Source organism: Arthrobacter sp. UYEF20, assembly GCF_040546335.1.
Lineage (GTDB): Bacteria > Actinomycetota > Actinomycetes > Actinomycetales > Micrococcaceae > Arthrobacter.
Genome location: NZ_JBEPNP010000018.1, coordinates 32,909 through 58,024, shown reverse-complemented (window position 1 = coordinate 58,024; position 25,116 = coordinate 32,909). Strand labels below are relative to the sequence as shown.

Genomic DNA, 25,116 nt, shown 5'->3' with positions numbered 1-25,116 from the left:
CGGGGGTTCAGGTTCAGGCGGTGGGGTGCCCGGGCTTAAGGACATGCCCCGCGCCGGGGTCGGCGGATGGGCATATTCCGCTTGTGCCCTCTCCAGGGCGCGAGAATTGGGCATGTCCTCCCGGGGAGCAGCCCGACGCCCCGCCGCCGGACACGCCCCACGCTTGACGGGACCGGCCCCACGCGCCCATGCCGTGACGGTCCTGCCCAGTTGCTTCGGCGCCGGGCGCCAAACGCGCGCGGGATTCCGGGCTTTGCCAGGGCCGGCAAGCGGCCGGGCGGCGGGCAACCGGGAAGGAGCGCCCCGCTGGCTGCCTGCGCACGACCAAGGAAACGAAAATGCCCACCGGACGGGGCATGCCCTATGCCAGGGCCGGCGCGAGGACATATTCCGGTTGTGCCCGGTCCCGGGCCCGAAGACTGGGCATGTCCTCCGACGCGAAGAGGTCGTGGCCCCTAAACCCCGGACGAACTAACGAAAAATGACCACTAGCCGGCGACTTCCCGGTTAGGCGGCCACGGCGTCCCGGCTGCGGACGAACGCCTGCACACAGGCCTCGACGTCTTCGGCGCTGTGCGCGGCGGAGAGCTGCACCCGGATCCGGGCGGCGCCCTTGGGCACCACCGGGTAGCTGAACGCCGTGACGAAGACTCCGTTGTGCAGCATCTGGTCCGCGACCTTGGCGGCCATCACGGCGTCGCCGAACATGACCGGGACGATCGCGTGTTCGCCCGGGAGCAGCTCGAAGCCCTCGTCGCCCATGCGGTTCCGGAACAGCTCCGCATTGGCGAAGAGCTTGCTGCGCAGTTCGCCGGAGTTCTCCACGAGGTCCAGGGCCGTGAGCGTGGCCGCGACAATGGCCGGGGCGAGGGAGTTGGAGAACAAGTACGGGCGGGCCTTCTGGCGGAGCATCGCGACAACCTCGCGGCGGCCGGAGACATAGCCGCCGGACGCGCCGCCCAGGGCCTTGCCGAAGGTTCCGGTGTAGATGTCCACGCGGTCCGAGACGCCGGCGTGTTCCGGGGTGCCGGCGCCCGTGGAGCCCATGAAGCCCACCGCGTGGGAGTCGTCCACCATGACCAGGGCGTCGTACTTTTCGGCGAGGTCGCAGATGGCTTCGAGCGGCGCCAGGAAGCCGTCCATGGAGAAGACGCCGTCCGTGACGATGATCTTGCGGCGGGCCGGGTTCTCCTGCGTGGTGGCCTCGATCAGCTTGGCTTCCAGGTCGGCCATGTCCTGGTTGGCGTAGCGGAAGCGCTGGGCCTTGCAGAGCCGGATGCCGTCGATGATCGAGGCGTGGTTCAGCGCGTCGGAGATGACGGCGTCCTCCGGGCCGAAGAGCGACTCGAACACGCCGCCGTTGGCGTCGAAGCAGCTGGAGAACAGGATGGTGTCCTCGGTGCCGAGGAACGTCGAGACGCGCTCCTCGAGGGCCAGATGCAGGTCCTGGGTGCCGCAGATGAAGCGCACGCTGGCCATGCCGAAGCCGCGCTCGTCCATCGCGGACTTGGCGGCGGCGATGATCTCCGGGTGGTCCGCCAGGCCCAGGTAGTTGTTGGCGCAGAAGTTCAGTACGTCCGCGCCGGACTCGCCGATCTGGCCGGCCTTGATGCGGTTGGCCTGGGGGGAATCGATGTGCCGTTCGGTCTTGAACAGGCCGGCGCTGCGGATCTCGTCCAGCTCGTGCTGCAACTGGTCCTTGATGGCTGAATACATGGGTTGTGCTCCTCAGCTGGGTGTGGTCGGTAGGGCCGGAAAACGGTGCCGGCGGGGCCGGTGGGCCGGCGGGGTGGCGGGTCCGGAAACTGGAAAGCCTAGAAGCCTAGAAGCCGGTCCAGTCCAGGACCACCTTGCCGCCGACGCCGGCGCGGGCGATCTCGAAGCCCTTCTCCCAGTCCGCGGCGGGCAGCGTGTCCGTGACGACGGCGGAGATGTTCGCGTGCAGTACGGGGTTGGAGGACAGCATGGCGCTCATCGCGTACCAGGTCTCGAACATCTCGCGGCCGTAGATGCCCTTCATGGTCAGCATATGCGTGACCACCTTGCCCCAGTCGATGTCGATCGACTGGCTGGGCAGTCCCAGCATCGCGATCCGGCCGCCGTGGTTCATGTTGTCGATCATCTCAGGCAGGGCCGTGGGGTGTCCGGACATTTCCATGCCGATGTCGAACCCTTCGCGCATGCCGAGATCGCGCTGCGCGTCCTTGACTCGCATCTTCGAGACATCGATCGCAAGGTCCACGCCGAGGCTGCGGGCGAGATCCAGCCGCGGCGCGGAGACGTCGGTAATGGCGATCTTCCGCGCCCCGGCATGGCGGGCGACGGCAATGGCCATCAGGCCGATGGGCCCGGCGCCGGTGATCAGCACGTCCTCGCCGACCAGGGGAAAGCTGAGGGCCGTGTGGACGGCGTTGCCGAAGGGATCGAAGATGGCGCCCAGTTCCGGCGTCACGGATGGGTCCTGGTGGACCCAGACGTTGGTCTCCGGGATCACGACATACTCGGCGAAGGCGCCGTCGCGCTGGACGCCGACACTGACCGTGTTGATGCACATCTGCTTGCGGCCGGCCCGGCAGTTGCGGCAGATGCCGCAGACGATGTGGCCTTCGCCGGAGACGCGGTGGCCCACCTTGACGTCCAGGACGTCCTCGCCGATCTCGACAACCTCGCCGTAAAACTCGTGGCCGGCGATCAGCGGCGCGTTGATGATGCCCTGGGCCCAGGCGTCCCAGGCCTGGATGTGCAGGTCCGTGCCGCAGATTCCGGTGGTCATGACGCGGATCTTGACATCACCGGGACCGGTTTCCGGCTCCGGGCGGTCCACCAGCTCGAATCCTGCGTGGGCGCCGGCCTTGTAGAGAGCCTTCATGGGCCTTCCTAACTGTGCTGATTACTCTGCTGGGTGGGTTGCCCTGCTGTCCGGGGACGGGTGGCGTGGGACAACTCACCCCATTAGAGCCGCTGTAAAGCATTAGCACAACCGGATTTTTCTCAATCGACGATTTAGCATGTTCTTCCGCATAGACTGGGCGGCATGGAAATCCATCAGCTTGAGATGCTCCGCGAACTGGGGGCCCTGGGCAGCGTCAAGGCCGTCGCCGAGACCTTGCTCGTGACGCCGTCGGCGGTGTCCCAGCAGCTGGCCGCCCTGCAGAAGACGGTGGACGTGCCGCTGACCCGGAAGGAGGGCCGGAACTTGGTGCTGACCGAGGCCGGCCAGGTGCTCGCGGATGCCGGCGCCGCTGTCGTCAGCGCGATGGCGGACGCCCGGACGGCGATCGGCGCGTACCACGGCTCGCCCGTGGCGCCGGTGACGCTCAGCGGTTTCCACAGCGCCGGCCAGGCGCTGTTCGCGCCGCTCGCCCGGCTGCTGGCCGCCCCGGACCAGCCGCGGATCCTGCTTTCCGACGAGGATGTGGCCCAGCAGGACTTCCCCGCCCTGACCGCCCGCTATGACCTGGTCCTGGCGCACCGGATGGACCACAGCCCGCGCTGGCCCGAGGAACGGGTAGCGGTGATCCCGCTCGCGCACGAGCCGCTCGATGTCGCGCTGCCTGCCGGGCACCGGCTGGCCGGCCAGCGGGCGGTGACGGCGGACGACGTCGTCGGCGAACCGTGGGTGACCAGCCACGCCGGCTATTCCCCCGCGGACGTGCTGTCCGCCGTCGCGGCCGTCTCCAGCAAGGAACTGAACATCGTGCACCGGATCAACGACTACTCCACGGTGGCAGCGCTGGTGGCGACGGGCAATGTGATCGGGCTGCTGCCGCGGCACACCGCGCGGCCCGTGCTGAACCCGGAGATCGTGCTGCGCCCTCTGGCGGGCATCAGCACCCGGCGGCGGATCGACATCCTGGCCCGGCCGGAGAACCTTAAACGCAGATCGGTCATGATGGTCTGCGAAGCACTGCAGACCATCATGACCGGGTTGGTCGCCTAAACCCGCCTAAACCCGCCCGGCTAACCCAAGTAGGTGGCAGTTGTTGTCGTTCTGAGGGTCCAAAACGACAACAACTGCGACCCAGTTGGGCAGGGCGGGAGCGTCAGCCTGCGACCTAGCCTTCGACGCCGAGGCGCTTCAGGATCAGCTCCTTGACGCGGCCGGCGTCGGCCTGCCCGCGGGTGGCCTTCATGACCCCGCCCACGATCGCGCCGATCGCCTGGAGCTTGCCGCCGCGTATCTTGTCTGCGACGCCGGGCTGCGCGGCGAGGGCCGCGTCGATCGCTTCCAGGAGGGGGCCGTCGTCGGAGACCACGGCGAGGCCGCGCTGCTCCACGATGTCCGCCGGGGTGCCTTCGCCGGCGAGCACGCCGTCGAGGACCTCGGTGGCCATCTTGTTGTTGATCTTGCCGTCCTCGACCATCTTGTTCAGTTCCACGATGGTGGCCGGTGCGACGCCGAGCTGGCCGGGGTCGACGTCGGCGTTCTTGGCGCGGCCGACGATCTCGCCCATCCACCACTTGCGCGCCACTGTGGCGGTGGCGCCGGCGGCGATGGTTTCCTCGATCTCGTCCATGACGCCGGCGTTGACCACATCGCGGAACTCGAGGTCCGAGTAGCCCCAGTCGGCCTGCAGGCGCTTGCGGCGGTCTGCCGGCGGCTCGGGCAGGGTGGCGCGGAGTTCCTCGACCCATTCGCGGGACGCGGTGATCGGGACCAGGTCAGGTTCCGGGAAGTAGCGGTAGTCGTCGGCGTCGGACTTGGCCCGGCCCGACGTCGTGGTCCGCGTGTCCTCGTGCCAGTGCCGGGTCTCCTGGATGACCGGCTCGCCGGAGTCCAGCACCGCGGCGTGCCGCTGGATCTCGTAGCGGACGGCGTGTTCGACGGCGCGGAGCGAGTTGACGTTCTTGGTTTCCGAGCGGATGCCGAAGCGTTCGCGGCCGTGCGGGCGCAGCGAGACGTTGGCGTCGCAGCGGACGTTGCCGCGTTCCATCTTGGCGTCCGAGACCCCGAGGTTCTTGACGATTTCGCGGACCGCGGCCACGTAGGCCTTAGCGAGTTCGGGGGCGCGGCTGCCGGCCCCTTCGATCGGCTTGGTGACGATCTCCACCAGCGGCACGCCGGAGCGGTTGTAGTCCACAAGGGAGTAGTCCGCGCCCTGGATGCGGCCGGTGGCGCCGCCCATGTGGGTCAGCTTGCCGGCGTCCTCCTCCATGTGCGCGCGTTCGATTTCGACGCGGAAGATGGTCCCGTCCGAGAGCTCGATGTCCAGGTAGCCGTCGTACGCGATGGGCTCGTCGTACTGGGAGGTCTGGAAGTTCTTCGGGGTGTCCGGGTAGAAGTAGTTCTTCCGGGCGAAGCGGCAGGTTTCGGCGATCGTGCAGTTGAGCGCCAGGCCGATCTTGATCGAGGACTCGATCGCGGTCTTGTTCACCACGGGCAGCACCCCGGGCATGCCGAGGTCCACCTCGTTGACGTTGGTGTTCGGCTCGTCGCCGAAGACGTTCGGCGCGGAGGAGAACATCTTGGTCTTGGTGTTGAGCTCCACGTGGACCTCGAAGCCCAGGACGGGATCATACTTCTCCATCGCCTCTTCGAAGCTGAGGGTTGCATCAGTCATCAGTGTGTACCTCCGTGGCTTGCGACGGCGTCGTCCGTCAGTGACGGGGCTCGGTCCAGCAGCGGGCCGCCCCACTGGGCCTCGAGCAGGGATTCCAGGACCGCACCGACGCGGTACAGCCGGGCGTCCTTGCGGGCCGGGGCCAGCAGCTGGACACCGACCGGCAGCCCGTCCTCGTCGGCCAGGCCGCCGGGCAGGGACAACCCCGGGACGCCTGCCATGTTGGCGGGGATGGTGGCGACGTCGTTGAGGTACATCGCCAGCGGGTCGTTGAGCTTCTCGCCGAGCTTGAAGGCCGTGGTGGGCGCCGTCGGGGAGATCAGCACGTCCGCCTTGGCAAACGCCGCCTCGAAGTCGCGCTGGATCAGGGTGCGCACCTTCTGGGCCGAGCCGTAGTAGGCGTCGTAGTAGCCGGCGCTGAGGGCGTAGGTGCCCAGGATGATGCGGCGCTTGACCTCGTCGCCGAAGCCGGCGGCGCGGGTGGCGCCCATGACGCGTTCGATCGTCAACGGACCGTCCTGGGGCAGGGCCCGCAGGCCGTACCGGACGCCGTCGAACTTGGCCAGGTTGGAGGATGCCTCGGAGGGCATGATCAGGTAGTAGGCGCCCAGGGCGTACTTGAAGTTGGGGCAGGAGACCTCGACGATCTCGGCGCCGGCGGCCTTGAGCAGCTCCAGGGATTCGTTGAAGCGGTTCTCGACGCCGGCCTGGTAGCCCTCGCCGTGGAGCTCCTTGATGATGCCGATCTTCATGCCGTCCACGTTGCCGATCCGGGCGGCCGCGACGAGGTCCTCGAGCGGGTCCTGGAGCGAGGTGGAATCGTGCGGATCGTGGCCGCCGATGACCTGGTGCAGCAGGGCCGAGTCCAGCACGGTGCGGGAGACCGGGCCGATCTGGTCCAGCGAGGAGGCCATCGCGATGGCGCCGTAGCGGGAGACGCCGCCGTAGGTGGGTTTGACGCCGACCGTGCCGGTGACGGCGCCGGGCTGGCGGATGGAACCGCCGGTGTCCGTGCCGAGGGCCAGCGGCGCTTCGAAGGCCGCGACGGCGGCAGCGGAGCCGCCGCCGGAGCCGCCCGGGATCCGGTCCAGGTCCCAGGGGTTGTGGGTGGGGCCGAAGGCGGAGTGCTCGGTGGAGGAGCCCATCGCGAATTCGTCCAGGTTGGTCTTGCCCAGGATCGGCATCTTCGCGGCGCGCAGGCGCTTGACGACGGTGGCGTCGTAGGGGCTGTGCCAGCCCTCGAGGATTTTCGAGCCGGCCGTGGTGGGCTGGCCGACCGTGACAATGAGGTCCTTGACCGCGATCGGCACGCCGGCGAGCGCGTGCAGCTCTGCGGCGGCAGCGCCGCCGGCGGCGCGGATGGCATCCACTTCGGCGGCGACGGCGAGCGCCTCATCCGTGTTGACGTGCAGGAAAGCGTGGACCTTGCCGTCGACGGCGGCGATGCGGTCCAGGTGCGCCTGGGTGACCTCGACGGCGGAGACCACGCCGGCGGCGAGCTTGTCGGCGAGCTGCGCGGCGGAGGAGCGGATCAGTTCGGAGTTGGTTTCAGTCATGGTCTTAGCCCTCATCCAGGATTGCCGGGACCTTGAAACGGCCTTCGTACGCGTCGGGAGCGCCGGAGAGGGCCTGCTCGGCCGTGAAGGTGTGGCCCACGACGTCCTCGCGGAACACATTCGTCAGCGGAATCGGGTGGGACGTGGCCGGGACGTCATCACCGGCGGCTTCACTGACGGACTTCACTGAATCCACGATGACGGCGAGCTCGCCGGCCATCCTGTCCAGCTCTTCAGCACTCATCTCGATGTGCGCGAGTTGCGCGAGATGCGCGACGTCGTCGCGGTTGATCGCAGCCATGGATCTCCCCTGCAAGTTCGGATATTTTCCGTCCCAGTCTACGTGGGTTGAACTGCTGTTACCGTCGGACGCCGAGATGACAGTTCGCGGTAATGTTTTGTGAAAACACTGCCGCGAACTGTCATCTCGTGGGGTGGTTAGCCGATGCCGATGGCTCCGGTCAGGACTCCTACTGTGAGCATGACCAGGGAGACGACGGCGGTGCGCCAGAGGACCTTCTTGTGGTGGTCACCCAGATCCACCCTGGCGAGGGAGACCAGGAGCAGGATCGCCGGGACCAGGGGGCTCTGCAGGTGGAAGGGCTGGCCGGTGATGGAGGCCCGGGCCATGTCGGCGGCGCTGACGCCGTAGTGGCCGGCGGTTTCGCTGAGGACCGGGAGGACGCCGAAGTAGAAGGCGTCGTTGCTCATGAAGAACGTCATCGGGATGCTCAGCACGCCGGTGATGACGGCCATGAACGGGCCCATGTCGGACGGGATGATCTGCACCAGCCAGGTGGACATGGCCCCTACCATGCCCGTGCCTTTCAGGACGCCGGTGAGGACTGCGGCGGCCATGACCATGCTGACCACGGCGACGATCGACGGGGCGTGGGCGATGAGCTGGGCGCTCTGGTCCTTGAGCCTGGGGAAGTTGACCAGCAGCGCGATCGCGGAGCCCACCATGAAGACGAAGGGCAGCGGCACGATGTTGGCCACGAGCGTCACCATGATGGCGACGGTCAGGCCGAGGTTGAACCACTGCAGCTTGGGGCGCAGGGTGGCCCGGTTGGGGTCCAGGGCGGTGTCCGCCATGGCGGAATCGCGGTCATCCACGAGCTCTTCGGTGCGGTCCAGGACAGCCACCGAGGAACCGCCAGCAGAAGAGCCTGCGCCGGCAGGGGTTCCGCCGCCGGGGCGGTTGGCCTTGCGCCGGCCGCCGGTGCCGCCGGTGCCGCCGTCGAACTCGGCCCAGATTTCCGGAGCCACGGCGCGGAGGCGGTTGCGTTCCTGCAGGCCCAGCAGCCAGGCGAAGACGAGCACCACCACGAGGCCGGCGATCAGCGACGGGATCATCGGGACGAAGACGTCGTTGACGTCGAGCTTCAGGGCGGTGGCAGCGCGGGCGGTCGGGCCGCCCCACGGCAGGATGTTCATGGTGCCGTTGGCCAGGCCCGCCACGCAGGTCAGGACCACGGGGCTCATCTTGAGCCGCAGGTAAACCGGCAGCATGGCCGCCGTCGTGAGGATGAACGTGGTGGAGCCGTCCCCGTCGAGGGAGACCGCCGCTGCGAGGACCGCGGTGCCGAGGACCACCTTGGCCGGGTCGTTGCCCAGCCTGCGCAGGATGAAGCGCACCAGCGGATCAAAAAGTCCGACGTCGATCATCAGGCCGAAGTAGATGATGGCGAACATCAGCAGCGCGGCGGTGGACGTCATCGACTTCATCGATTCCATCACCATGTCGCCGATCCCGAGGCCGGCGCCGGCGAAAAGTCCGAAGACGGTGGGGACGATGATGAGCGCCAGCACTGGCGTCAGCTTCTTCGTCATGATCAGCACCATGAATACGGCGATCATGGCGAATCCGAGTAATACCAGCACGGCCGGCTCCTCCTTCATTGAATGGCACCACTCCGGTGTGATGCGCACTACAGACGATAGGGTGGCGCGCGTCACGGCTGGGTCTTTGGTTCAATTGATTGGCATACTGCTTATTGGAAGCATTTTGCTCATTTTGCTCACGCCCCCTGCCGGCGCCCCGGCAGGCCGCCGAACCGCCGCCGAACCGCCGAACCGCCCGAAGTTTGAGGAGGGCCGCCATGCCAGGCAGGACAGGCCGGACTCCCCTGCGTTTTTCCACCCAGACCCTTCTGCTGCAGCTCGGCGTGGTGGCGCTGGTGGTACTGCTCAGCGGCGCCGTCCATGCCTGGCTGACGTACGAGCGGCTGGGCCGGGAAGCCGAGAACCAGGCCCTCACCCTCGCCCGTACGGTGGCCTCGGATCCTGCGGTGCGGGCAGAGGTCCAGTCCATCAGCGCACTGCCCGGCACTCCCCCGGCGGCCGATCTGCTGGCCGGCCCGCTGATGGCCGTCGCCGAGGGCGCGCGGGCCCGCACCGGGGCACTGTTCGTCGTCATCACCGACGAGACGGGCCTGCGGCTGGCCCACCCCGACGCCGAGAGGCTGGGCGAACGGGTCAGCACGGACCCCTCCGAGGCGCTGGCCGGCAAGGAGGTCACCACCCGCAACACGGGAACCCTGGGCCCGTCCGCCGGCGCCAAGGTCCCGGTGTACGCGCCGGACGCCGCCGCCGTGGTGGGCGAGGTGAGCGTGGGCTACTCCACCGAGACCATCGGGCAGAGCCTGGCCGGGGACATCGTCCCCATCGCCCTGACGGCCGCGGGCGCCCTGCTCGCCGGAGCGCTCGCGTCCTTCCTGCTGCGGCGGCGGCTGCAGCGGCTGACGCTGGGCCTCGAACCGGAGGAGATCAGCACGCTGGTCCACGACCAGGTCGCCGTGCTGCAGGGCGTGGACGACGGCGTGATCGGGGTGTCCGCGGACGGCCGGATCAGTGTCTTCAATGCCGCGGCCCAGCGGCTGCTCGGCGAGCCGGATCTGGCCGGTATCCCCTGGGCCGCGGCAGCAGTCCCCGGCCAGCTCAAGGCCCTGACCCGGGCCGACGCCACGGAAGGCGACGCGGTGGAACTGGTTGCCGGCGGCCGGGTCCTCGTGGCGAGCGCCCGCAAGGCCCTGCACGGCCGGGAGGACCTCGGCTGGGTGGTCATGCTGCGTGACCGGACCGAGCTGCAGCAGCTGACCCGCCAGCTCGACGCCGTCGGTACCATGTCCGCCGCCCTGCGCGCCCAGCGCCACGAGTTCGCCAACCAGCTGCACACCATCGCCGGTTTCATGAGCATCGGCCAGCACCAGCAGGCGCGTGACTACCTGGGCCGGGTGGCGGCCACCGGGCCGCTGAATTTCCCGGTGGACCAGGCCGAGCTGCTCCAGGACCCCTACCTGCAGGCGTTCCTGGGTGCCAAGGGCGTGGAAGCGGACGAGCGCGGCGTGAGCCTGCGGCTCGGCCCGGAAACCCTGGTCCGCGGCCACGTCACCGAGCCGCAGGAGGTCACCACGGTCCTGGGCAACCTGATCGACAACGCCGTGAACGCCGCCGTCGCCGGCTCCGCGCCGGACCGCTGGGTGGAAGTGGAGGTGCTGGACGAACCCGGGGAGGGCGGCGACGCCGCCACCGGACGGGGAACACTGCACATCGTCGTCGGCGATTCCGGCGACGGAATCGCTCTCGGATCCGATGCCGCGACGGACACCGAGGCGGTGTTCGCGGAAGGATTTACGACGTCGGAGCGGCCGGCCCGGGCAGGCGCCGGGCAGGGGCTGGGGCTCGCGCTGGCGCGCCAGCTCGCGCGCCGCCGCGGCGGCGACGTGCGGCTGCTGGACCCGGGCTCCCCCGGCGGCCCGGGAGCGGTGTTCGTCGCGACGCTGCCGGGGACGACCTCCGGCGGCGACCAGACCGGTTCACTACGGAGGGACGACAATGCCTGAGGATTTCAGGGTGCTGATTGTGGATGACGACTTCCACGTCGCCAAGCTGCACGCGGCCTATGTGGATTCGGTGGCCGGATTCCTGGCCCTGCCGCCGGCGGGTTCGGCGTCGCTGGCGCTGCAGGCCATCCACAGCCTGCGCCCCGACCTGGTGCTGCTGGACGTCTACCTGCCGGATGCCTCGGGGCTGGATCTGCTGCGCCAGCTGGACGTGGACACCATGATCCTCAGTGCGGCCTCGGACACGGCCTCGCTCCGGCTCGCCTTCCGTCGCGGCGCCCTGGGCTACCTGCTCAAGCCCTTCACGGCCGAATCCCTCTCCCAGCAGCTCCGCTCCTACGCACGCTACCGGCGGATCCTCGCCCAGCCCGGCAACGTCAGCCAGGACACCGTGGAACGGGCCAAACGCGCCCTGATCCCGGGGGACGTCACCGCCTCGGCCAAGCCCCGGTCCGCCACCGAGGCAGCGGTGCTCGAATCCCTGGTGCCCGGCGAGCAGTACTCGGCGGCCGACGTCGCCGCGCGCGTGGGCGTCTCCCGGGCCACCGCCCAGCGGTACCTGTCAGCGCTCGCGGACGACGGCGCCGTCGACATCCAGCTGCGCTACGGCACCACCGGCCGGCCCGAACACCGCTACGGGCTGCCGGCACGGACCGGCGGGCGTTAGGCCCACCAAAAACCAACGCGGCGGGCGTTAGGTGATGTCCCGGTGCCGGCGGAAGGCGTTGCGGCGGGCGTGCTCGTGGATCCGGCTGAGGGCCTCAATCTGGGCGCGGGCGTCGTCTCCCAGCGTCACGAACGTGGCCCGGTCCAGCCCCAGATCGGGAGCCAGTTCTTCCAGGGTCTGCCAGCCACCGAGCTTTGCCATGATGGCGGCCCGCATCAGTTCGGCCTCCAGGACCATGGTCAGCGGCGAACGCCGCACAATCCGTCCGTTCAGTTTGAGCCGGCCGGCCCGTTCGGCCAGCCAGGCCGCCGCCTGGCGGTGCGGCCGCCGGCGCACGCCAAGGTCCTGGATCAGGCCGCGGAGCAGGTCCCGCTCCTGGCGGACTTGCACGCTGAGCCGTGCGATCTCGGCGGAAACCGGCGTGTCGGCGAAGGCCTCGGTCATCCGCTCGATCCGGGCCAGTCCGGCGGTGGCGCCGGTCAGGTGGTCGGACAGGTAAAGACCCAAGAGCTTTTTGTCGATCGAGCCGGGGATGTGCGGTGCCATGGAACCTCCAGGGCGTGTCCGTTGCCTGTGCGTGTCGGTTGACCAATAACCTACCGCAGACCGCCGTCATTCTGCGGCCGTATGGGGGTCAGCGCAAACCGGGGCTTACAGCTCCTGGCGGTATACGAGCAGTGTGATGTCCGTGTCCGGCACCAGCCAGTCGCGTTCCGGAACCCGCACGAAGCCGGTCTTCCGGTAGAGGCCGTGGGCGCTTTCCCAGGTCATACCCGTGGTGAGCGCCACGGCGTGGATGCCGGGCAGGGACCTGCCATGCTCGATGATGGCCTGCACCATGGCCTTGCCGGCTCCGCTGCGTTGGACCGCCGGGTCCACCACGAGCATCCGGAACTCCAGTTCATCGCTGCGGGCGATGTCGGCGTAAGGCTCACCGGCGACGGCAAGCGTCACGGAGCCCACGATCCGGCCGTCGCGCTCGGCGACCCAGATCGTGGCCTTCGCCGCCCGATGGGCGACGTTCTGGATCTGCCGCATGTAGGGGTGGTCGGCGCTCGCAAAGTAGCCTGCCGCCAGGTAGGCGTCCCGCGTGATGCGCGCAATGGCGTCGTAGTCAGCCGGAACAGCGGGGCGAATGAGGATCTGCGAAGGCACCTGTCAATGGTACGTGCCAGTTCAGGTGCCAGTTCAGAGCGGGAACTTGCCGGAGAGCTCCAGGGGCCCGGCGCAGGTCCATGCTGCCAGCCGTTCATCGTCGGAGGGTCCGCCCGCCAGCGGACTGGTGAGCCGGGGCCGTCGCACCCAGCAGCCGGCTTCCTCGGCAATCAGGGCACCCGCGGCGAAGTCGTGTTCGTTGAGGCCGCGTTCACCGAAGGCATCGTGCGTGCCGTCCGCCACGAGGCAGAGGTCCAGGGCCGCGGAGCCGAGCCGACGGACGTCGGCGAAGCCGTCCATCAGAGAGCCCAGGCCGGCGGCCTGCTCGGCACGGACGGCCGGATCGTAGTTGAAACCGGTGGCCAGGATCTGCCCATTGCGCCCGGTCACGGGTCCGAACAGCTGCCTCTGCCGGCCCTTCTCCTCGAGCCAGGCACCGTGGCCCCGTGAGGCATAGTAGGTCCGGCCCAGCGCCGGGGCGTTGACGACGCCGGCCAGCCAGACGCCGTCGGGGTCCGCCACGGCCACGGAGGTGCCGTAGTAGACGATGTTGCGGATGAAGTTGGTGGTGCCGTCGAGCGGGTCCACGGACCAGCGGTAGCCGCTGGGGGTATCCGGCAGGACGGTGCCGCCCTCTTCCCCCGTGATGATGTCGCGCGGCCGCGCGGCGGCGAGGACATCGCGGACAGCTGTTTCCGCGGCGAGGTCAAAGGCTGTCACCCAGTCCCCGGAATCGCCCTTGTTGCTGACCTCCAGTTCGGCCGCGTTCCGGCCGGCCAGGACGGCAGCTCCCGCCGCCGCAGCCGCCTTGGCCAGTTCGAGCAGCACGCCCAGCTCCGGCGCTGAAGCAGCGTCAGGCGGAGCGGCGCTCATTCGGCAACCACTTCCCGGGTTTCTTCCTCGTCGGAAGCGTCGGAAGCGTCTGAACCGGCGGCCGGACCGGTGGCCGGGCCGGCGTCTGAACCGGCGGCCGGGCCGGTGGCCAGCAGGGCGCGGAAGCCGTCCTCGTCCAGGACCGGCACCCCGAGCTGTTCTGCCTTGTCCAGCTTGGTACCGGCATTCTCGCCGGCCACCACGTAGCTGGTGTTTTTCGAGACCGAACCGGCCGCCTTGCCGCCGCGGATCAGGATGGCTTCCTTGGCCTCATCCCGGCTGAAGCCCTCGAGGCTTCCGGTGACCACGATCGTCAATCCTTCCAGCGTCCTGGGTGTGGACTCGTCGCGCTCGTCCGCCATCCGGACGCCGTCGGCTGCCCAGCTGTCAACAATCTCACGGTGCCAGTCCTCAGCGAACCATTCCGTGAGGGCCCGGGCGATCACCGGGCCGACGCCGTCGACGTTGGCGAGCTCCTCCTCGGAGGCCCCCCGGATGGCATCCATGGACCCGAACGCCGTCGCGAGCGCCCGGGAGGCCCGCGGTCCGACGTGCCGGATGGACAGCGCCACGAGGACGCGCCAGAGCGGCTGGGTCTTTGCCTTTGCCAGTTCGTTGAAGAGTTTCTCCGTGGTGGCCGTCGGCTTGGACGGGGCCTTGGCGGTGCCCTTGCTGTAGAAGTACGGCACCAGCTCGAACTCGCCGGTGGCCACCCCTTTGGACCGCTTCTCGCGCCGGATGCGGACATCGGCGAGGTCGCCGGACGTGAGCCGGAACAGCGTCGCCTCCGTGGTAAGCGGGGCGGTTTCCGGCTCCGCCGGCTGGGTCAGGGCGATCGCGGCTTCCCAGCCGAGGGCCTCGATGTCGAAGGCGCCGCGGCCGGCGAGGTGGAAGACGCGTTCGCGCAGCTGCGCCGGGCAGGAGCGGGAGTTGGGGCAGCGGATGTCCACGTCCCCCTCCTTTGCCGGAGCTAGCGGCGTGCCGCAGGCCGGGCATTCGGTGGGCATGACAAAGTCCCGGACCGGCGGATCCTGCTGGTCACGGAGGGCCAGGACCGGGCCGACAATTTCCGGGATGACGTCCCCCGCCTTGCGCAGCACCACGATGTCGCCGATTTTGACGCCCTTGGCCTTGACGACTTCCTGGTTGTGCAGGGTGGCCATCTCCACCGTCGAGCCGGCGACCTTGACCGGTTCCATCACGCCGTACGGCGTGACGCGGCCGGTGCGGCCCACGTTGACCGCGATGTCCAGCAGCTTGGTGTGGACTTCCTCCGGCGGGTACTTGTAGGCGACGGCCCAGCGCGGGACGCGGGAGGTGTAACCGAGCGCCCGCTGGGTGGCGAAGTCGTCCACCTTGACCACGATGCCGTCGATCTCGTGGGCCAGGCTGTGCCGCTTGTCGCCGTAGCGGGTGATGAACTCCAGCACGTCCTTGAGCCCGGGCAGGACCTCGAAGTACGGGCTCGTGGGCAGCCCCCAGGCGGCGAGCTGGCGGTAGGTGTCCGACTGGCTGGCCGTTTCGAGCCCTTCACGGGCGCCGATGCCGTGCACGTACATCCGCAGCGGCCGCTTGGCGGTTTCCGCGGGGTCCTTCTGGCGCAGCGAACCGGCGGCGGCGTTGCGCGGGTTGGCCAGCGGCGCCTTGCCGGCCTCGATCAGGGCTTCGTTGAATTCCGCGAAGGCCTGGGAGGGGATGAAGACTTCGCCGCGGACCTCCATCTCGGCCGGAAAGTTATCGCCGCTGAGCTGGCGCGGGATTTCCTTGATGGTCAGCACGTTGTGCGTGATGTCCTCACCCGTGGTGCCGTCGCCGCGGGTGGCGGCCCGGATCAGGGCGCCGTCGCGGTAGAGCAGGTTAACGGCCAGGCCGTCGATCTTGAGTTCGGTCAGCCACGACGGCGTCCCGTTGCCGAGCCGTGTGATGCTGGCTTCCGCCTTGGCAACCCAGGCCTCCAGCTCTTCGAGGGAGAAGACATCCTCCAGGCTGTACATGCGCTGCAGATGTTCGACGGCGGTAAAGGCTGCGGACACCTCGCCGCCCACCTCCTGGGTGGGCGAATCGTTGGCCACCAGTTCAGGGTGCATGGCCTCGATCGTTTCCAGCCGCCGGTAGAGTTCGTCGAACTCGGCGTCGGAAATGGTCGGCGCGTCCTCCTGGTAGTACGCGAAGCGGTGCTTGCGGACCTCTTCGACCAGGACCTCGTACTCTTCGCGCACGGCCTCGGAGGGGACCAGCTCCCCGGCAGGACTTTGGGTGGCGGTTTCTGCTGCAGTCTTCCCTGTGCTCACAGACCTATCCTGCCTTAGATCCCCGACATTGTCCGGTCAGCGTTGACGGGAAAGGGCCGGTCTCAAGGACTGCGGGGGCTTCGGGGCGGGCGACGCGGCGGACGACGCGGCATCAAATTGAAGCGGTGCCGCTCATTCCCCGGCGCTGCCACGCGTGGAGCCGCCGGAAACCGGTTCGCCGTCGGGTGCCAGCTCAAGCTCGTCGGTCTGGGGCAGGGTGTCTTCCGCCGCGGCAGCGGACTCCCCCGCCGCGGCGCTCCGCGGAGCCGTCCGGGCGGCGCCGTCGTCGTCGTTCGTGACGTTTGAGGCGTCCACCACGATGCAGGTGACGTTGTCCCGTCCGCCGCTGCGCAGGGCCGCCTGGATGAGTTCGTCGACGGCGGCCTGCGGATCAGCTTCGGAGCCCAGGATGGTGGCGATCTGCTCGTCGTCCAGCTCGCCGTTCAGTCCGTCGGAGCAGACCAGGATCCGGTCCCCCTCCTCGATTGGGACAAGCCAGTAGTCGGCCTCGGTCTCGTCCCCGGCGCCCAGGGCACGGGTGACCACGTGCCGGCGCGGGTGCACCGCTGCCTCGGCCCGGCTGATCTGGCCGGCGTCCACCAGTTCCTGCACCTCGGAGTGGTCCACGCTGACCTGGCTGAACGTGCCCTGGCTGAGCCGGTACGTCCGGGAGTCGCCGATGTTCAGGACCAGCCAGTACGGGATCCCCAGCTGTTCCACCACCACGACGCCGGAGAGCGTAGTGCCGGCCCGGGATCCGGTCGCCTCGCGGATGCTTGCGTCAGCCAGGAGCAGGTATTCCTGCACGACGCCGGCAGTCGCGTCCCGCCCTCCGCTCGCCAGCTGGGGGATCCCGGCGAGGGTGCGCACGCAGATGCCGCTGGCGATCTCGCCGGCCTCATGCCCGCCCATCCCGTCCGCGACGGCGAAGACGGGATCGGCGGCGATGAAGGAATCCTCGTTCATTTCGCGGCGCAGGCCACGGTCCGTGCCGTAGCCGGCATTGAGCCGCAGGCTGGGGACACTGCTGGGGACACGGCCAGGGACACTGGAGGGAATCCCTACTGAGCGGGATGCTGAATCAGCAGAGGGGGGAACGGCGTCCGGCTGGAATTTCATGCCTGTCCTAGGTAGAAGGAGCGGTCACCGGGCTTGGGGCCCGCGATACGGGGATCCTGCCCGCGATCGGGCAGCGGGACCGAAGTCAGTCCAGGACCAGGCCGCGGCCGCTGCCGCGCTGCAGTTGGACCGGGTGGATTTCGCCGAAGCCGCGGACGTCTTCGGCGGGACGCGGAAGCAGGACAAATCGTTCATCCTGCTCGAGGGCGGCGGCGGTCATGGAGTCCACGAGCACCGTTCCGGGATCCGCCAGGGCGGTCAGCCGCGCCGCGAGGTTTACCGTGGGCCCGTAGATGTCACCGAGCCTGGAGAGGATGCGGCCCCAGACCATGGCCACCCTGGCCTGCGGCAGGATCTCGTCCTCGGTGAAGGCCTGGCACAGGGCCAGTGAGATCTCGGCGCCGGCGGCCGGGGTTTCGGCGATGTAGAGAACTTCGTCGCCGACGGTTTTGACCAGGCGGCCGCCGCCGACGGAGATGATTTCGGCGCACTTGTTCTCGAAGCGCTGCACCAGCTGGGCCAGTGTCTTCTCGTTCATGCGGCGGGACAGGCTGGTGTAGGAAACCAGGTCGGCGAAGCCGACGGCCCGGGCGAGCGGAAGCGGAGTGTCGTCCTCGTCCCCTTCGCGGCCCTCCTCGCTGGACTGGAGTCCTGCCTCGGCCCGCACGGCCAGCCGCTGGATGCCGGCGTTGAGCTGCCGGCGCCAGGAATAGAGCAGCATTTCCTCCAGCGCGTCCACGAGGGAGGGCAGTTCGTTGACGAGCCGCTTGCGGGCCACCGAGTCCGGGACGCCTTGCTGGTGGACCATGTCCTCCACCAGCGCCTCGATCTGCCACACCACCATGCGGTCCGTCATCTGGCCGATGGCGCGGGTGACCGAGATGGCGGCTTCCTCGGTCAGCTTGCCGGACCGGACCTGGCCCACGATGGTGTTGAGCGCGGACTGGTCGCGTTCGGTGAAGGCGACGTCCTCATCGCCCAGGTTGGGGAAGCCCAGGGCGCGCCAAAGTTTCCGGGCGGAGAGCAGCGAGAGCCCGGCGCCGGCCGCGACTTCACGGCGGCGAAGCTTGCGATCCCCCCCGAGCAGCCGGTGTTCCAGGGCTTTCACGGCGATGCGTTCGGCGGAAATAGTGCCGGTGGACGGCGCGGGGGCAGGTTCCGGGCCCGCCACAGGAACGCTGTCCGCGGAGTCCGCGTCGGCGTCCGTGTCGAAGTCCGTCCCGGCGTCCGTGTCGGCGTCCGCGTAGGCAGAGTCGAGGACGGCTGCTTCGAGCGTGGCGGCCTCGACGTCGGTGCCTTCAACGTGCGACGGATCCTCCGCCAGGAGTCCGGTTTCATGGTGGACGTTCTCAGCGCTCATCTCTTCCACCTTCTCTCGTCTCCCATGGCCGGGCGCCGTAGCGGGTGCCGTCGGGGTTGTGCATCATGCCCTCGGCCCCAAATCCCCCACCCTGCGGGAGTTCATTGATGGCGTCAAGTATGAAGTTTCGGAACGTCACCGCCTCCGGGACGTCGGGGACCACCGTGCTGGAGGGGTACCCGGTATCCAAGGATATATTCCCGGACCGCAATACGCGTTGGAGCAACGACTGGCGGATCTCGACATTGCGGACGGCGGCCAAGTAGACCTGTTGATCGCGCCGCCGTAACATGCCGTAACGGGCAACTAAGCGCTGGTTCGTGAGCGTGTAGCGGGTGGAGTGCCACGTCAGCGCCCGCGGCAGGCAGTAGCCGAGCAGTACCCAGGCCGCCAGCGCCGCGCACACTCCTATCAGCCAGACCGTCCAGTCCCGTGTGACCAGCGGAACCAGCTTGGCGGGGCCGCCTTTCACAATCCAGGCGCTGGCATAGGCGGCCAAGGCGGGAACAACGATGAACAACAGCGCCGGGACGATCAGCGTCCTGGGCTGGGGCCGGGTCACCGCAATTACTTGCTCGCCCGGGAGAAGCTCTTTACGCATAGCCGCTTTCGGCGCTGCCAGGCTTCCCGCCGACCTGGCCGGCCCCGCCGGCCTCCTGGCCGGCCCGGCCGCCCGGCTCCGGGGCGGCCCTGCCGGCCGGCTCCGGGGCGGCCCGACCGTCGGACTCCTGGCCCGGCGGCGTCCAGGGCCGCAAATGCACCACGTCGCCCGCCGTCACGACGTGCTCGTGGCCGCCGGAATCCACCACCATGAGCGAGCCGTAGTCATCCAGGCGCGAGGCATGGCCGATGATTTCATGGTCGCCGGGCAGGTGGGCGCGCACCTGCTTGCCGAGGGTCGCCAGCACGGCCTCGACCCGTTTGTGCAGGGAGTGGCCGCCTGCCATCCCGGCGGCGGGGTCGCCGTCGGCGTCGCAGAAGCTCCGGTACAGGGTGGCGAAACGGGACAGGTAGCTCTTCAGCAGCACGGTCCGGTCCACGGTGGCCGGGTGCTCCAGCAGTACGGAGGTGGCGTTGGGAACCGGCAGTTCGGCCGTTGTGAGGGAGACGTTCAGCCCGGTGCCGAGGACCACCGGCGGCACCGCCCCGCCCTGCATCGGCCCCAGCTGGGCCAGGATGCCGGCGATTTTCCGGCCTCGCACCAGGACGTCATTGGGCCATTTGAGTTCAGCCGGGATGCCGGCCGTTTCCAGCAGCGCTTCGCGCAGGGCCAGCGCCGCGAGCAGCGACAGCCACGAATAACTCTGGGTCGGCAGCGGCCGGCCATCGGCATTGACCGGCCGGAGCACGAGGGACACGGAGACGGCGCTTCGGACCGGGGCTTCCCAGCGGCGGTCCAGGCGTCCGCGGGCAGCGGTCTGGTATTCGGCGGTGAGCACGGTCAGGTCCGGATAGGCGGCCGGATCCTCGCTGGCGCCGCGCAGCAGGTCCGCGTTCGTGGAACCGGTGGACTCCACCACGGTGAGTTGCGGGATGCCGGTGGCAGCCAGGAACGACTCATCGCTGAGGGCGTTCACATCGAGGGGCGGACGGTCCGGGGCTTCCTGCGCGGCTTCCATGCTTGAATCCTACCGAGTAACGGTTCCTCCGGCCCCGGCTCCGCGCCGCGGATCCCGGGATCGGGAGGAAACTCAGAGGAAAATGTCAGGGACCAGCCGGCTCTCCGGGGCGCCGAGGCTGTAGGGCGTGAAGTCGGTGACGCCGGCGGCGGCCAGGACCTGTTCATCGGTGTAGAAATTCCCGCTCCGGCTGCCGGAGTCCGGTGTGGCGTTGCTGCCGGTCAGCACGGCGTGGGCCGCGTCGGCCACGATCTCGGGGCCGCGGGCGCCCTTGACGATCAGGTCCCCGCCCGGCATGTTCCGGATTGCGGCGGTGTTGATGAGAGTGCAGGGCCACAGCGAGTTGACGCTGATGCGATCGCCCTTGAGCTCCTCGGCGAGTCCCAGCGTGGTCAGGCTCATGCCGTACTTGGCCATGGTGTAGGCCAGGTGCATGCCGGCCCACTTGGGGTCCAGGTTCAGCGGCGGTGAGAGCGTCAGGATGTGCCCGGCGCCGGATTCGCGGAGGGCGGGCAGCGCGAGCTTGGACAGCAGGAAGGTGCCGCGGACGTTGATGTCCTGCATCAGGTCGTAGCGCTTCATGTCGACCGCGTCGGTGGTGGACAGGTCGATCGCGGAAGCGTTGTTGATGACGATGTCGATCCCGCCGAAACGTTCGACGGCGGCGGCAACGGCGCCGGCGACGTCGTCGTCGTTGCGCACATCGCCGGCCAGCGGCAGCGCCTGTCCGCCGGCCGCCTCGATCTGTTCGGCGGCGGAGTAGACCGTGCCTTCCAGCTTGGCGTGCGGCTGGCCGGTCTTGGCCAGCAGGACGATGTTCGCGCCGTCGCGCGCGGCCCGGGTGGCGATGGCCAGGCCAATGCCGCGGCTGCCCCCGGAGATGAGGAGGGTGCGGCCCTGGAGGGAACCGGCGGCCTGGTACGGCCCTGCAGCGGTGCCCGAAGCGTCATTGCTCAAAGTCATGAGGACACTCTAGCGGAGCTATATTACTGACGAGTAACATTCGGACGGCCGCCGGGCGCCGCGACGCTCCTGCCCAGTTACTCCTCTCCTGAGCACGGAACGGCCCGGCGGACCCGCGGAATCTCAGGGGTCAGGCCGGTTTGTCCGCCAGCATGCCGCCGGCAACTGGGCAGGAGCGCAGCGCGCGAATGGGCTGATGGCCGCCATGGCTAACAACGTGGTCCCGGCGGGGAGACCCGGGGAAAATTGTAGGTTCCCTACAGCGGCCTGGGCTCGTTGCGTCACTAGACTTGCCAGCAGGCCCCCGTCCGGTTTTCCAGATTTGTGGAATCCAGCCAAACCGCCGCGGGATAGCGGAACAGCGGGACAGGGCCGGGAAACTTCAGAACCACCAGCGCCAGAACTATCAGCAACAGAGCCGGAGACACTTGATGAGCCACGATCTGACCACGACCGCGGGAAAGATTGCAGACTTCCGCGACCGCCAGGCCCGTGCAGAGCAGCCTTCCGGCCCCGAAGCGATCCAGAAGCAGCATGCGCGCGGCAAAAACACGGCCCGCGAGCGCATCGACCTGCTGCTGGACGCCGGATCCTTCGTCGAATTCGACGCGCTGGCGGTACATCGCTCCACGGCCTTCGGCATGGAGAAGAAGAAGCCGCTGGGCGACGGGCTCGTCTCCGGCTACGGCACCGTCGACGGCCGCCCCGTAGCCGTGTACAGCCAGGACTTCTCCGTCTACGGCGGCTCGCTGAGCCAGGTCAACGGCGAAAAGATCGTCAAGGTCCAGGAATTCGCGCTGCGCAACGGCTGCCCCGTGGTCGGCATCCTCGACGGCGGCGGGGCACGGATCCAGGAAGGCGTCGCCTCGCTGGCGATGTTCGCGGACATCTTCCGCAACAACGTCCACGCTTCCGGCGTCGTACCGCAGATCTCCCTCATCATGGGCCCCTCGGCCGGCGGCGCGGCCTACTCCCCCGCCCTGACGGACTATGTGGTCATGGTGGACAAGACCTCCCACATGTTCATCACCGGCCCGGACGTCATCAAGACGGTCACCGGTGAGGACGTGGACATGGAAACGCTCGGCGGCGCCCGCCAGCACAACGCGAACACGGGCACCTCCACCTACCTCGCCTCCGACGAGGCCGACGCGATCGAGTTCGTCCGCGAACTGCTGGACTTCCTGCCCTCCAACAACCTCGCCGAGGCCCCGGTGCTGGACCACCAGCAGGAGCTGGAGCTCGACGACGACGACCTCGCCCTCGATGCGCTGATCCCGGACTCGGCCAACCAGCCCTACGACATGCGCAAGGTCATCGAGCAGATTGTGGACGACGCGCACTTCCTCGAGATGCAGTCCCTCTACGCCCCCAACGTGATGATCGGCTACGGCCGGGTGGAGGGCCACACGGTGGGCATCGTGGCCAACCAGCCCCTGCAGTTCGCCGGCACTCTGGATATCGCCGCCTCGGAGAAGGCCGCCCGCTTCGTCCGGCACTGCGACGCCTTCAACATTCCGATCATCACGCTCGTGGATGTGCCGGGCTTCCTGCCCGGCAAGGACCAGGAGTTCCAGGGCATCATCCGCCGCGGAGCCAAGCTGCTCTACGCCTACGCCGAAGCCACCGTCCCCAAGCTGACGGTCATCACCCGCAAGGCCTACGGCGGGGCGTACATCGTGATGGGCTCCAAGAAGCTCGGCGCCGACCTCAACCTGGCCTGGCCCACCGCCCAGATCGGCGTGATGGGCGCCCAGGGCGCCGTCAACATCCTGTACCGCCGCGAACTGGCCGCGGTGGCGGAGGCCGGCGGCGACGTCGAGGCCCAGCGCGCCGAGGTCATCCGGCAGTACGAGGAAGAGCTGCTCAACCCGTACCAGGCCGCCCAGCTCGGCTACGTGGACGCCGTCATCGCGCCCTCCGAGACCCGGGTGCAGATCATCAAGGGCCTGCGCGCCCTGCGGGACAAGCGCGCCAGCCTGCCCGCCAAGAAGCACGGGAACATCCCGCTGTGAGCGGGCTCGAGCCCGTGGAGCCGGCCGCGGCCCCCGCGGAAAGCCTGCTCGCTGTCGTCAAGGGCGAGCCGACGGCGGAGGAGCTGGCGGCGCTGACCGCCGTCGTCCTGTCCCTGGGCAGCGTCGAAACAGCGGCACCGGAGAAGCCCGGCGTCCGGCACTGGGTCCGGCGGCAGCAACTGCGGCTGGCACCCCAGCCCGGTCCCGGGGCCTGGAAGCGCAGCCGGGGCTGACTTTCCGCCCCTGACCGCAGGAAAAGTTCAGTAACTCTTTCAGAACCGCCGGCGCCCGGCTAGTCTCTTTCGGGTGACTACCGAAACCACTGCACACACAGCCCCCGCGCGCCCGCAGACCGCCATCGATGCCGTCGCCGACGCCTACACGGACACCCTGATCCGGCTTAACCCGAGCTTCGCCACGGAACTCGGGCTGCCCGGCCACGAGACCGAATACCAGGACTTCTCCCCCGCCGGGCAAGAGGAATTCGCCGCCGCCGCGCGCGGGGCGCTTGCCGCGCTCGACGGACTGGAGCCGGTTGACGACGTCGACGCCGTGACCCTCGATGCCATGCGGGAACGCCTGGGCCTGCGGCTGGAAATCCACGATTCGGGCTGGGATGCGGCCGAGCTGAACAACATCGCCTCCCCCTCGCAGGATATCCGCGCGATTTTCGATCTCATGCCGACGGACGCCGCGGAGCAGTGGGACCACATCGCGGGACGCGCCCACAATGTGCCGGCCGCGATCGACGGCTACATCGAGTCGCTGCGCTCGGCCAAGGAGGACGGCAAGGTTTCCGGCGCCCGCCAGGTCTCAATCGTGATCGAACAGGCCACCAGGCATGCCGCGGAGGACGGCTTCTTCGCCAAGCTTGCCGCCGAGGCCAGGACGGCGGAAGCCCCGCTCCCGGAGGACGTGCAGACCAGGCTCGACGCCGGCGCCGCCGCCGCCCGCGTGGCCTACTCCCGGCTCGCCGGCTTCCTGTCAGCCGAGCTGCTGCCTGTCGCCCCGGAAAAAGATGCGGTGGGCCGCGAGCGCTACGCCCTGGCCTCGCGTTCCTTCCTCGGCGCCACGGTGGACCTCGAGGAGACCTACGCCTGGGGCGTGCAGGAACTCGACCGCCTGATTGCCGAGCAGGAGCGCGTGGCTGGGGAGATCCGGTCCGGTGCCTCCATCGAGGAAGCCAAGGAGATCCTCAATAGCGATCCCGCCCGCCAGCTCAAGGGCACCGACGCCCTCAAGACCTGGATGCAGGAGCTCTCCGACAGGGCCGTGGCGGATCTGGCCGGAGTGCACTTCGACATCCCGGATGTCATGAAGACGCTCGAGTGCAAGATCGCCCCGACCCAGGAAGGCGGCATCTACTACACCGGGCCCTCGGACGACTTCAGCCGGCCGGGCCGTATGTGGTGGTCCGTTCCGCCGGGCGAGGACACCTTCACCACCTGGGCCGAGACCACCACGGTCTACCACGAGGGCGTCCCCGGCCACCACCTGCAGGTCGCGACCGCCACCTACCGCCGCGAGCTGCTCAACAAGTGGCGGCGCAACGTCTGCTGGACCTCCGGGCACGGCGAGGGCTGGGCTCTCTACGCCGAGAAGCTCATGCAGGAACTGGGCTACTTGAAGGATCCGGGCGACCACATGGGCATGCTGGACATGCAGCGCATGCGGGCAGCGCGTGTCGTGTTCGACGTCGGCGTGCACTTGGAGCTGGACGTCCCCGAGCGCTGGGGCTCCGGCACCTGGACCCCTGACAAGGGCTACGAGTTCCTCAAGCACAACCTCGCCATCAGCGAGGGGCAGCTGAGGTTCGAGTTCACCCGCTACCTCGGCTGGCCCGGGCAGGCGCCGTCCTACAAGGTGGGCCAGCGGCTCTGGGAGCAGATCCGCGCCGAGCTCGAATCCCGGCCCGGCTTCGACCTGAAGGAGTTCCACACCAAGGCGCTGAACATCGGCTCGGTGGGCCTGGATACCCTCAAGCGCGCCCTCCTCGGCCAGGATTGACCCGCTCCGATCCTCGGCCTTTAGCGAGCGTTCGTGTGATCCACGTCCATGGACCTCGGCGTGATGGTGGACTATTCTCTGGGGG

Annotated in this window: 21 protein-coding genes; 6 read left to right on the top strand and 15 right to left on the bottom strand. The window is 68.7% G+C overall.

Annotated elements, in window-relative coordinates:
* Window positions 1–507: 507 nt before the first annotated feature.
* Entirely contained in the window at window positions 508–1,716 is a 1,209-nt protein-coding gene (locus tag ABIB26_RS17970) for a glycine C-acetyltransferase (protein ID WP_354246143.1), read from the bottom strand.
* A gap of 106 nt (window positions 1,717–1,822) precedes the next feature.
* Window positions 1,823–2,869 (bottom strand): L-threonine 3-dehydrogenase, encoded by a 1,047-nt coding sequence (gene tdh, locus ABIB26_RS17965; RefSeq protein WP_354246140.1) that lies wholly within the window; start codon window positions 2,867–2,869, stop codon window positions 1,823–1,825.
* Window positions 2,870–3,034: 165 nt separating this feature from the next.
* On the opposite strand from tdh, the gene ABIB26_RS17960 reads away from it, so the two are divergent.
* Window positions 3,035–3,940 (top strand): LysR family transcriptional regulator, encoded by a 906-nt coding sequence (locus ABIB26_RS17960; RefSeq protein WP_354246137.1) that lies wholly within the window; start codon window positions 3,035–3,037, stop codon window positions 3,938–3,940.
* A 115-nt stretch (window positions 3,941–4,055) separates the two neighbouring features.
* On the opposite strand, the gene gatB is transcribed toward ABIB26_RS17960, so the two are convergent.
* The 4 genes from gatB to ABIB26_RS17940 all read right to left on the bottom strand — a co-directional run bounded on the left by gatB (window position 4,056) and on the right by ABIB26_RS17940 (window position 9,001).
* Entirely contained in the window at window positions 4,056–5,564 is a 1,509-nt protein-coding gene (gene gatB, locus ABIB26_RS17955; protein WP_354246233.1) for an Asp-tRNA(Asn)/Glu-tRNA(Gln) amidotransferase subunit GatB, read from the bottom strand.
* Window positions 5,561–7,117, bottom strand: a complete 1,557-nt coding sequence (gene gatA / locus ABIB26_RS17950) for an Asp-tRNA(Asn)/Glu-tRNA(Gln) amidotransferase subunit GatA (protein ID WP_354246134.1) — start codon at window positions 7,115–7,117, stop codon at window positions 5,561–5,563. Before gatA ends, gatB begins: the two co-directional genes overlap by 4 nt.
* 4 nt (window positions 7,118–7,121) lie before the next feature.
* Window positions 7,122–7,418, bottom strand: coding sequence for an Asp-tRNA(Asn)/Glu-tRNA(Gln) amidotransferase subunit GatC (gene gatC, locus ABIB26_RS17945; protein WP_354246131.1), 297 nt, complete (start codon window positions 7,416–7,418; stop codon window positions 7,122–7,124).
* A gap of 137 nt (window positions 7,419–7,555) precedes the next feature.
* Window positions 7,556–9,001 (bottom strand): CitMHS family transporter, encoded by a 1,446-nt coding sequence (locus tag ABIB26_RS17940; protein ID WP_502913703.1) that lies wholly within the window; start codon window positions 8,999–9,001, stop codon window positions 7,556–7,558.
* A gap of 218 nt (window positions 9,002–9,219) precedes the next feature.
* On the opposite strand from ABIB26_RS17940, the gene ABIB26_RS17935 reads away from it, so the two are divergent.
* Both ABIB26_RS17935 and ABIB26_RS17930 read left to right on the top strand, forming a co-directional pair.
* Window positions 9,220–10,962, top strand: a complete 1,743-nt coding sequence (locus tag ABIB26_RS17935) for a sensor histidine kinase (RefSeq protein ID WP_354246126.1) — start codon at window positions 9,220–9,222, stop codon at window positions 10,960–10,962.
* Entirely contained in the window at window positions 10,955–11,629 is a 675-nt protein-coding gene (locus ABIB26_RS17930; protein ID WP_354246124.1) for a response regulator, read from the top strand. The genes ABIB26_RS17935 and ABIB26_RS17930 overlap by 8 nt, the downstream gene beginning before the upstream one ends.
* 27 nt (window positions 11,630–11,656) lie before the next feature.
* Here ABIB26_RS17930 and ABIB26_RS17925 read toward each other — a convergent pair whose 3' ends face one another.
* The 9 genes from ABIB26_RS17925 to ABIB26_RS17885 all read right to left on the bottom strand — a co-directional run bounded on the left by ABIB26_RS17925 (window position 11,657) and on the right by ABIB26_RS17885 (window position 21,009).
* Window positions 11,657–12,175, bottom strand: coding sequence for a hypothetical protein (locus tag ABIB26_RS17925; RefSeq protein WP_354246121.1), 519 nt, complete (start codon window positions 12,173–12,175; stop codon window positions 11,657–11,659).
* Between the two features lie 105 nt (window positions 12,176–12,280).
* The gene (locus ABIB26_RS17920; RefSeq protein ID WP_354246119.1) at window positions 12,281–12,784 is read right to left on the bottom strand and encodes a GNAT family N-acetyltransferase; all 504 of its coding nucleotides are present in this window, start codon (window positions 12,782–12,784) and stop codon (window positions 12,281–12,283) included.
* 33 nt (window positions 12,785–12,817) lie between these two features.
* Entirely contained in the window at window positions 12,818–13,657 is an 840-nt protein-coding gene (locus ABIB26_RS17915) for an inositol monophosphatase family protein (RefSeq protein ID WP_354246116.1), read from the bottom strand.
* Window positions 13,654–15,948, bottom strand: coding sequence for an NAD-dependent DNA ligase LigA (gene ligA / locus ABIB26_RS17910; protein ID WP_354246114.1), 2,295 nt, complete (start codon window positions 15,946–15,948; stop codon window positions 13,654–13,656). The genes ABIB26_RS17915 and ligA overlap by 4 nt, the downstream gene beginning before the upstream one ends.
* A gap of 132 nt (window positions 15,949–16,080) precedes the next feature.
* Complete coding sequence (locus tag ABIB26_RS17905) at window positions 16,081–17,067, bottom strand: PP2C family protein-serine/threonine phosphatase (protein ID WP_354246111.1); 987 nt, start codon at window positions 17,065–17,067, stop codon at window positions 16,081–16,083.
* 85 nt (window positions 17,068–17,152) lie between these two features.
* The gene (locus ABIB26_RS17900; protein ID WP_354246108.1) at window positions 17,153–18,427 is read right to left on the bottom strand and encodes an adenylate/guanylate cyclase domain-containing protein; all 1,275 of its coding nucleotides are present in this window, start codon (window positions 18,425–18,427) and stop codon (window positions 17,153–17,155) included.
* Window positions 18,417–19,028 carry a PH domain-containing protein gene (locus ABIB26_RS17895; RefSeq protein WP_354246106.1) on the bottom strand — a complete coding sequence of 204 codons (612 nt, stop codon included), beginning with the start codon at window positions 19,026–19,028 and terminating at the stop codon, window positions 18,417–18,419. Before ABIB26_RS17895 ends, ABIB26_RS17900 begins: the two co-directional genes overlap by 11 nt.
* The gene (locus ABIB26_RS17890) at window positions 19,021–20,046 is read right to left on the bottom strand and encodes a biotin--[acetyl-CoA-carboxylase] ligase (RefSeq protein ID WP_354246103.1); all 1,026 of its coding nucleotides are present in this window, start codon (window positions 20,044–20,046) and stop codon (window positions 19,021–19,023) included. The genes ABIB26_RS17895 and ABIB26_RS17890 overlap by 8 nt, the downstream gene beginning before the upstream one ends.
* Before the next feature lie 72 nt (window positions 20,047–20,118).
* A complete protein-coding gene (locus ABIB26_RS17885; RefSeq protein WP_354246101.1) occupies window positions 20,119–21,009 on the bottom strand; it encodes an SDR family oxidoreductase in 891 nt (296 codons plus the stop codon).
* A gap of 431 nt (window positions 21,010–21,440) precedes the next feature.
* Between ABIB26_RS17885 and ABIB26_RS17880 the strand changes: the two genes are divergently transcribed.
* The 3 genes from ABIB26_RS17880 to ABIB26_RS17870 all read left to right on the top strand — a co-directional run bounded on the left by ABIB26_RS17880 (window position 21,441) and on the right by ABIB26_RS17870 (window position 25,031).
* On the top strand, window positions 21,441–23,024 hold the full coding sequence (locus ABIB26_RS17880) for an acyl-CoA carboxylase subunit beta (protein ID WP_354246099.1): 1,584 nt from the start codon (window positions 21,441–21,443) through the stop codon (window positions 23,022–23,024).
* Window positions 23,021–23,257, top strand: coding sequence for an acyl-CoA carboxylase subunit epsilon (locus ABIB26_RS17875; RefSeq protein ID WP_354246096.1), 237 nt, complete (start codon window positions 23,021–23,023; stop codon window positions 23,255–23,257). Before ABIB26_RS17880 ends, ABIB26_RS17875 begins: the two co-directional genes overlap by 4 nt.
* A 73-nt stretch (window positions 23,258–23,330) precedes the next feature.
* Entirely contained in the window at window positions 23,331–25,031 is a 1,701-nt protein-coding gene (locus ABIB26_RS17870; RefSeq protein ID WP_354246094.1) for a DUF885 domain-containing protein, read from the top strand.
* Window positions 25,032–25,116: the final 85 nt, after the last annotated feature.

Excerpts from the sequence above, each read along its gene's own strand:
- ABIB26_RS17970 (WP_354246143.1), bottom strand. The coding sequence starts at position 1,716 with ATGTATTCAGCCATCAAGGACCAGTTGCAGCACGAGCTGGACGAGATC.
- tdh (WP_354246140.1), bottom strand. The coding sequence starts at position 2,869 with ATGAAGGCTCTCTACAAGGCCGGCGCCCACGCAGGATTCGAGCTGGTG.
- ABIB26_RS17960 (WP_354246137.1), top strand. The coding sequence starts at position 3,035 with ATGGAAATCCATCAGCTTGAGATGCTCCGCGAACTGGGGGCCCTGGGC.
- gatA (WP_354246134.1), bottom strand. The coding sequence starts at position 7,117 with ATGACTGAAACCAACTCCGAACTGATCCGCTCCTCCGCCGCGCAGCTC.
- gatC (WP_354246131.1), bottom strand. The coding sequence starts at position 7,418 with ATGGCTGCGATCAACCGCGACGACGTCGCGCATCTCGCGCAACTCGCG.
- ABIB26_RS17935 (WP_354246126.1), top strand. The coding sequence starts at position 9,220 with ATGCCAGGCAGGACAGGCCGGACTCCCCTGCGTTTTTCCACCCAGACC.
- ABIB26_RS17930 (WP_354246124.1), top strand. The coding sequence starts at position 10,955 with ATGCCTGAGGATTTCAGGGTGCTGATTGTGGATGACGACTTCCACGTC.
- ABIB26_RS17925 (WP_354246121.1), bottom strand. The coding sequence starts at position 12,175 with ATGGCACCGCACATCCCCGGCTCGATCGACAAAAAGCTCTTGGGTCTT.
- ABIB26_RS17915 (WP_354246116.1), bottom strand. The coding sequence starts at position 13,657 with ATGAGCGCCGCTCCGCCTGACGCTGCTTCAGCGCCGGAGCTGGGCGTG.
- ABIB26_RS17905 (WP_354246111.1), bottom strand. The coding sequence starts at position 17,067 with ATGAAATTCCAGCCGGACGCCGTTCCCCCCTCTGCTGATTCAGCATCC.
- ABIB26_RS17900 (WP_354246108.1), bottom strand. The coding sequence starts at position 18,427 with ATGAGCGCTGAGAACGTCCACCATGAAACCGGACTCCTGGCGGAGGAT.
- ABIB26_RS17895 (WP_354246106.1), bottom strand. The coding sequence starts at position 19,028 with ATGCGTAAAGAGCTTCTCCCGGGCGAGCAAGTAATTGCGGTGACCCGG.
- ABIB26_RS17890 (WP_354246103.1), bottom strand. The coding sequence starts at position 20,046 with ATGGAAGCCGCGCAGGAAGCCCCGGACCGTCCGCCCCTCGATGTGAAC.
- ABIB26_RS17885 (WP_354246101.1), bottom strand. The coding sequence starts at position 21,009 with ATGACTTTGAGCAATGACGCTTCGGGCACCGCTGCAGGGCCGTACCAG.
- ABIB26_RS17880 (WP_354246099.1), top strand. The coding sequence starts at position 21,441 with ATGAGCCACGATCTGACCACGACCGCGGGAAAGATTGCAGACTTCCGC.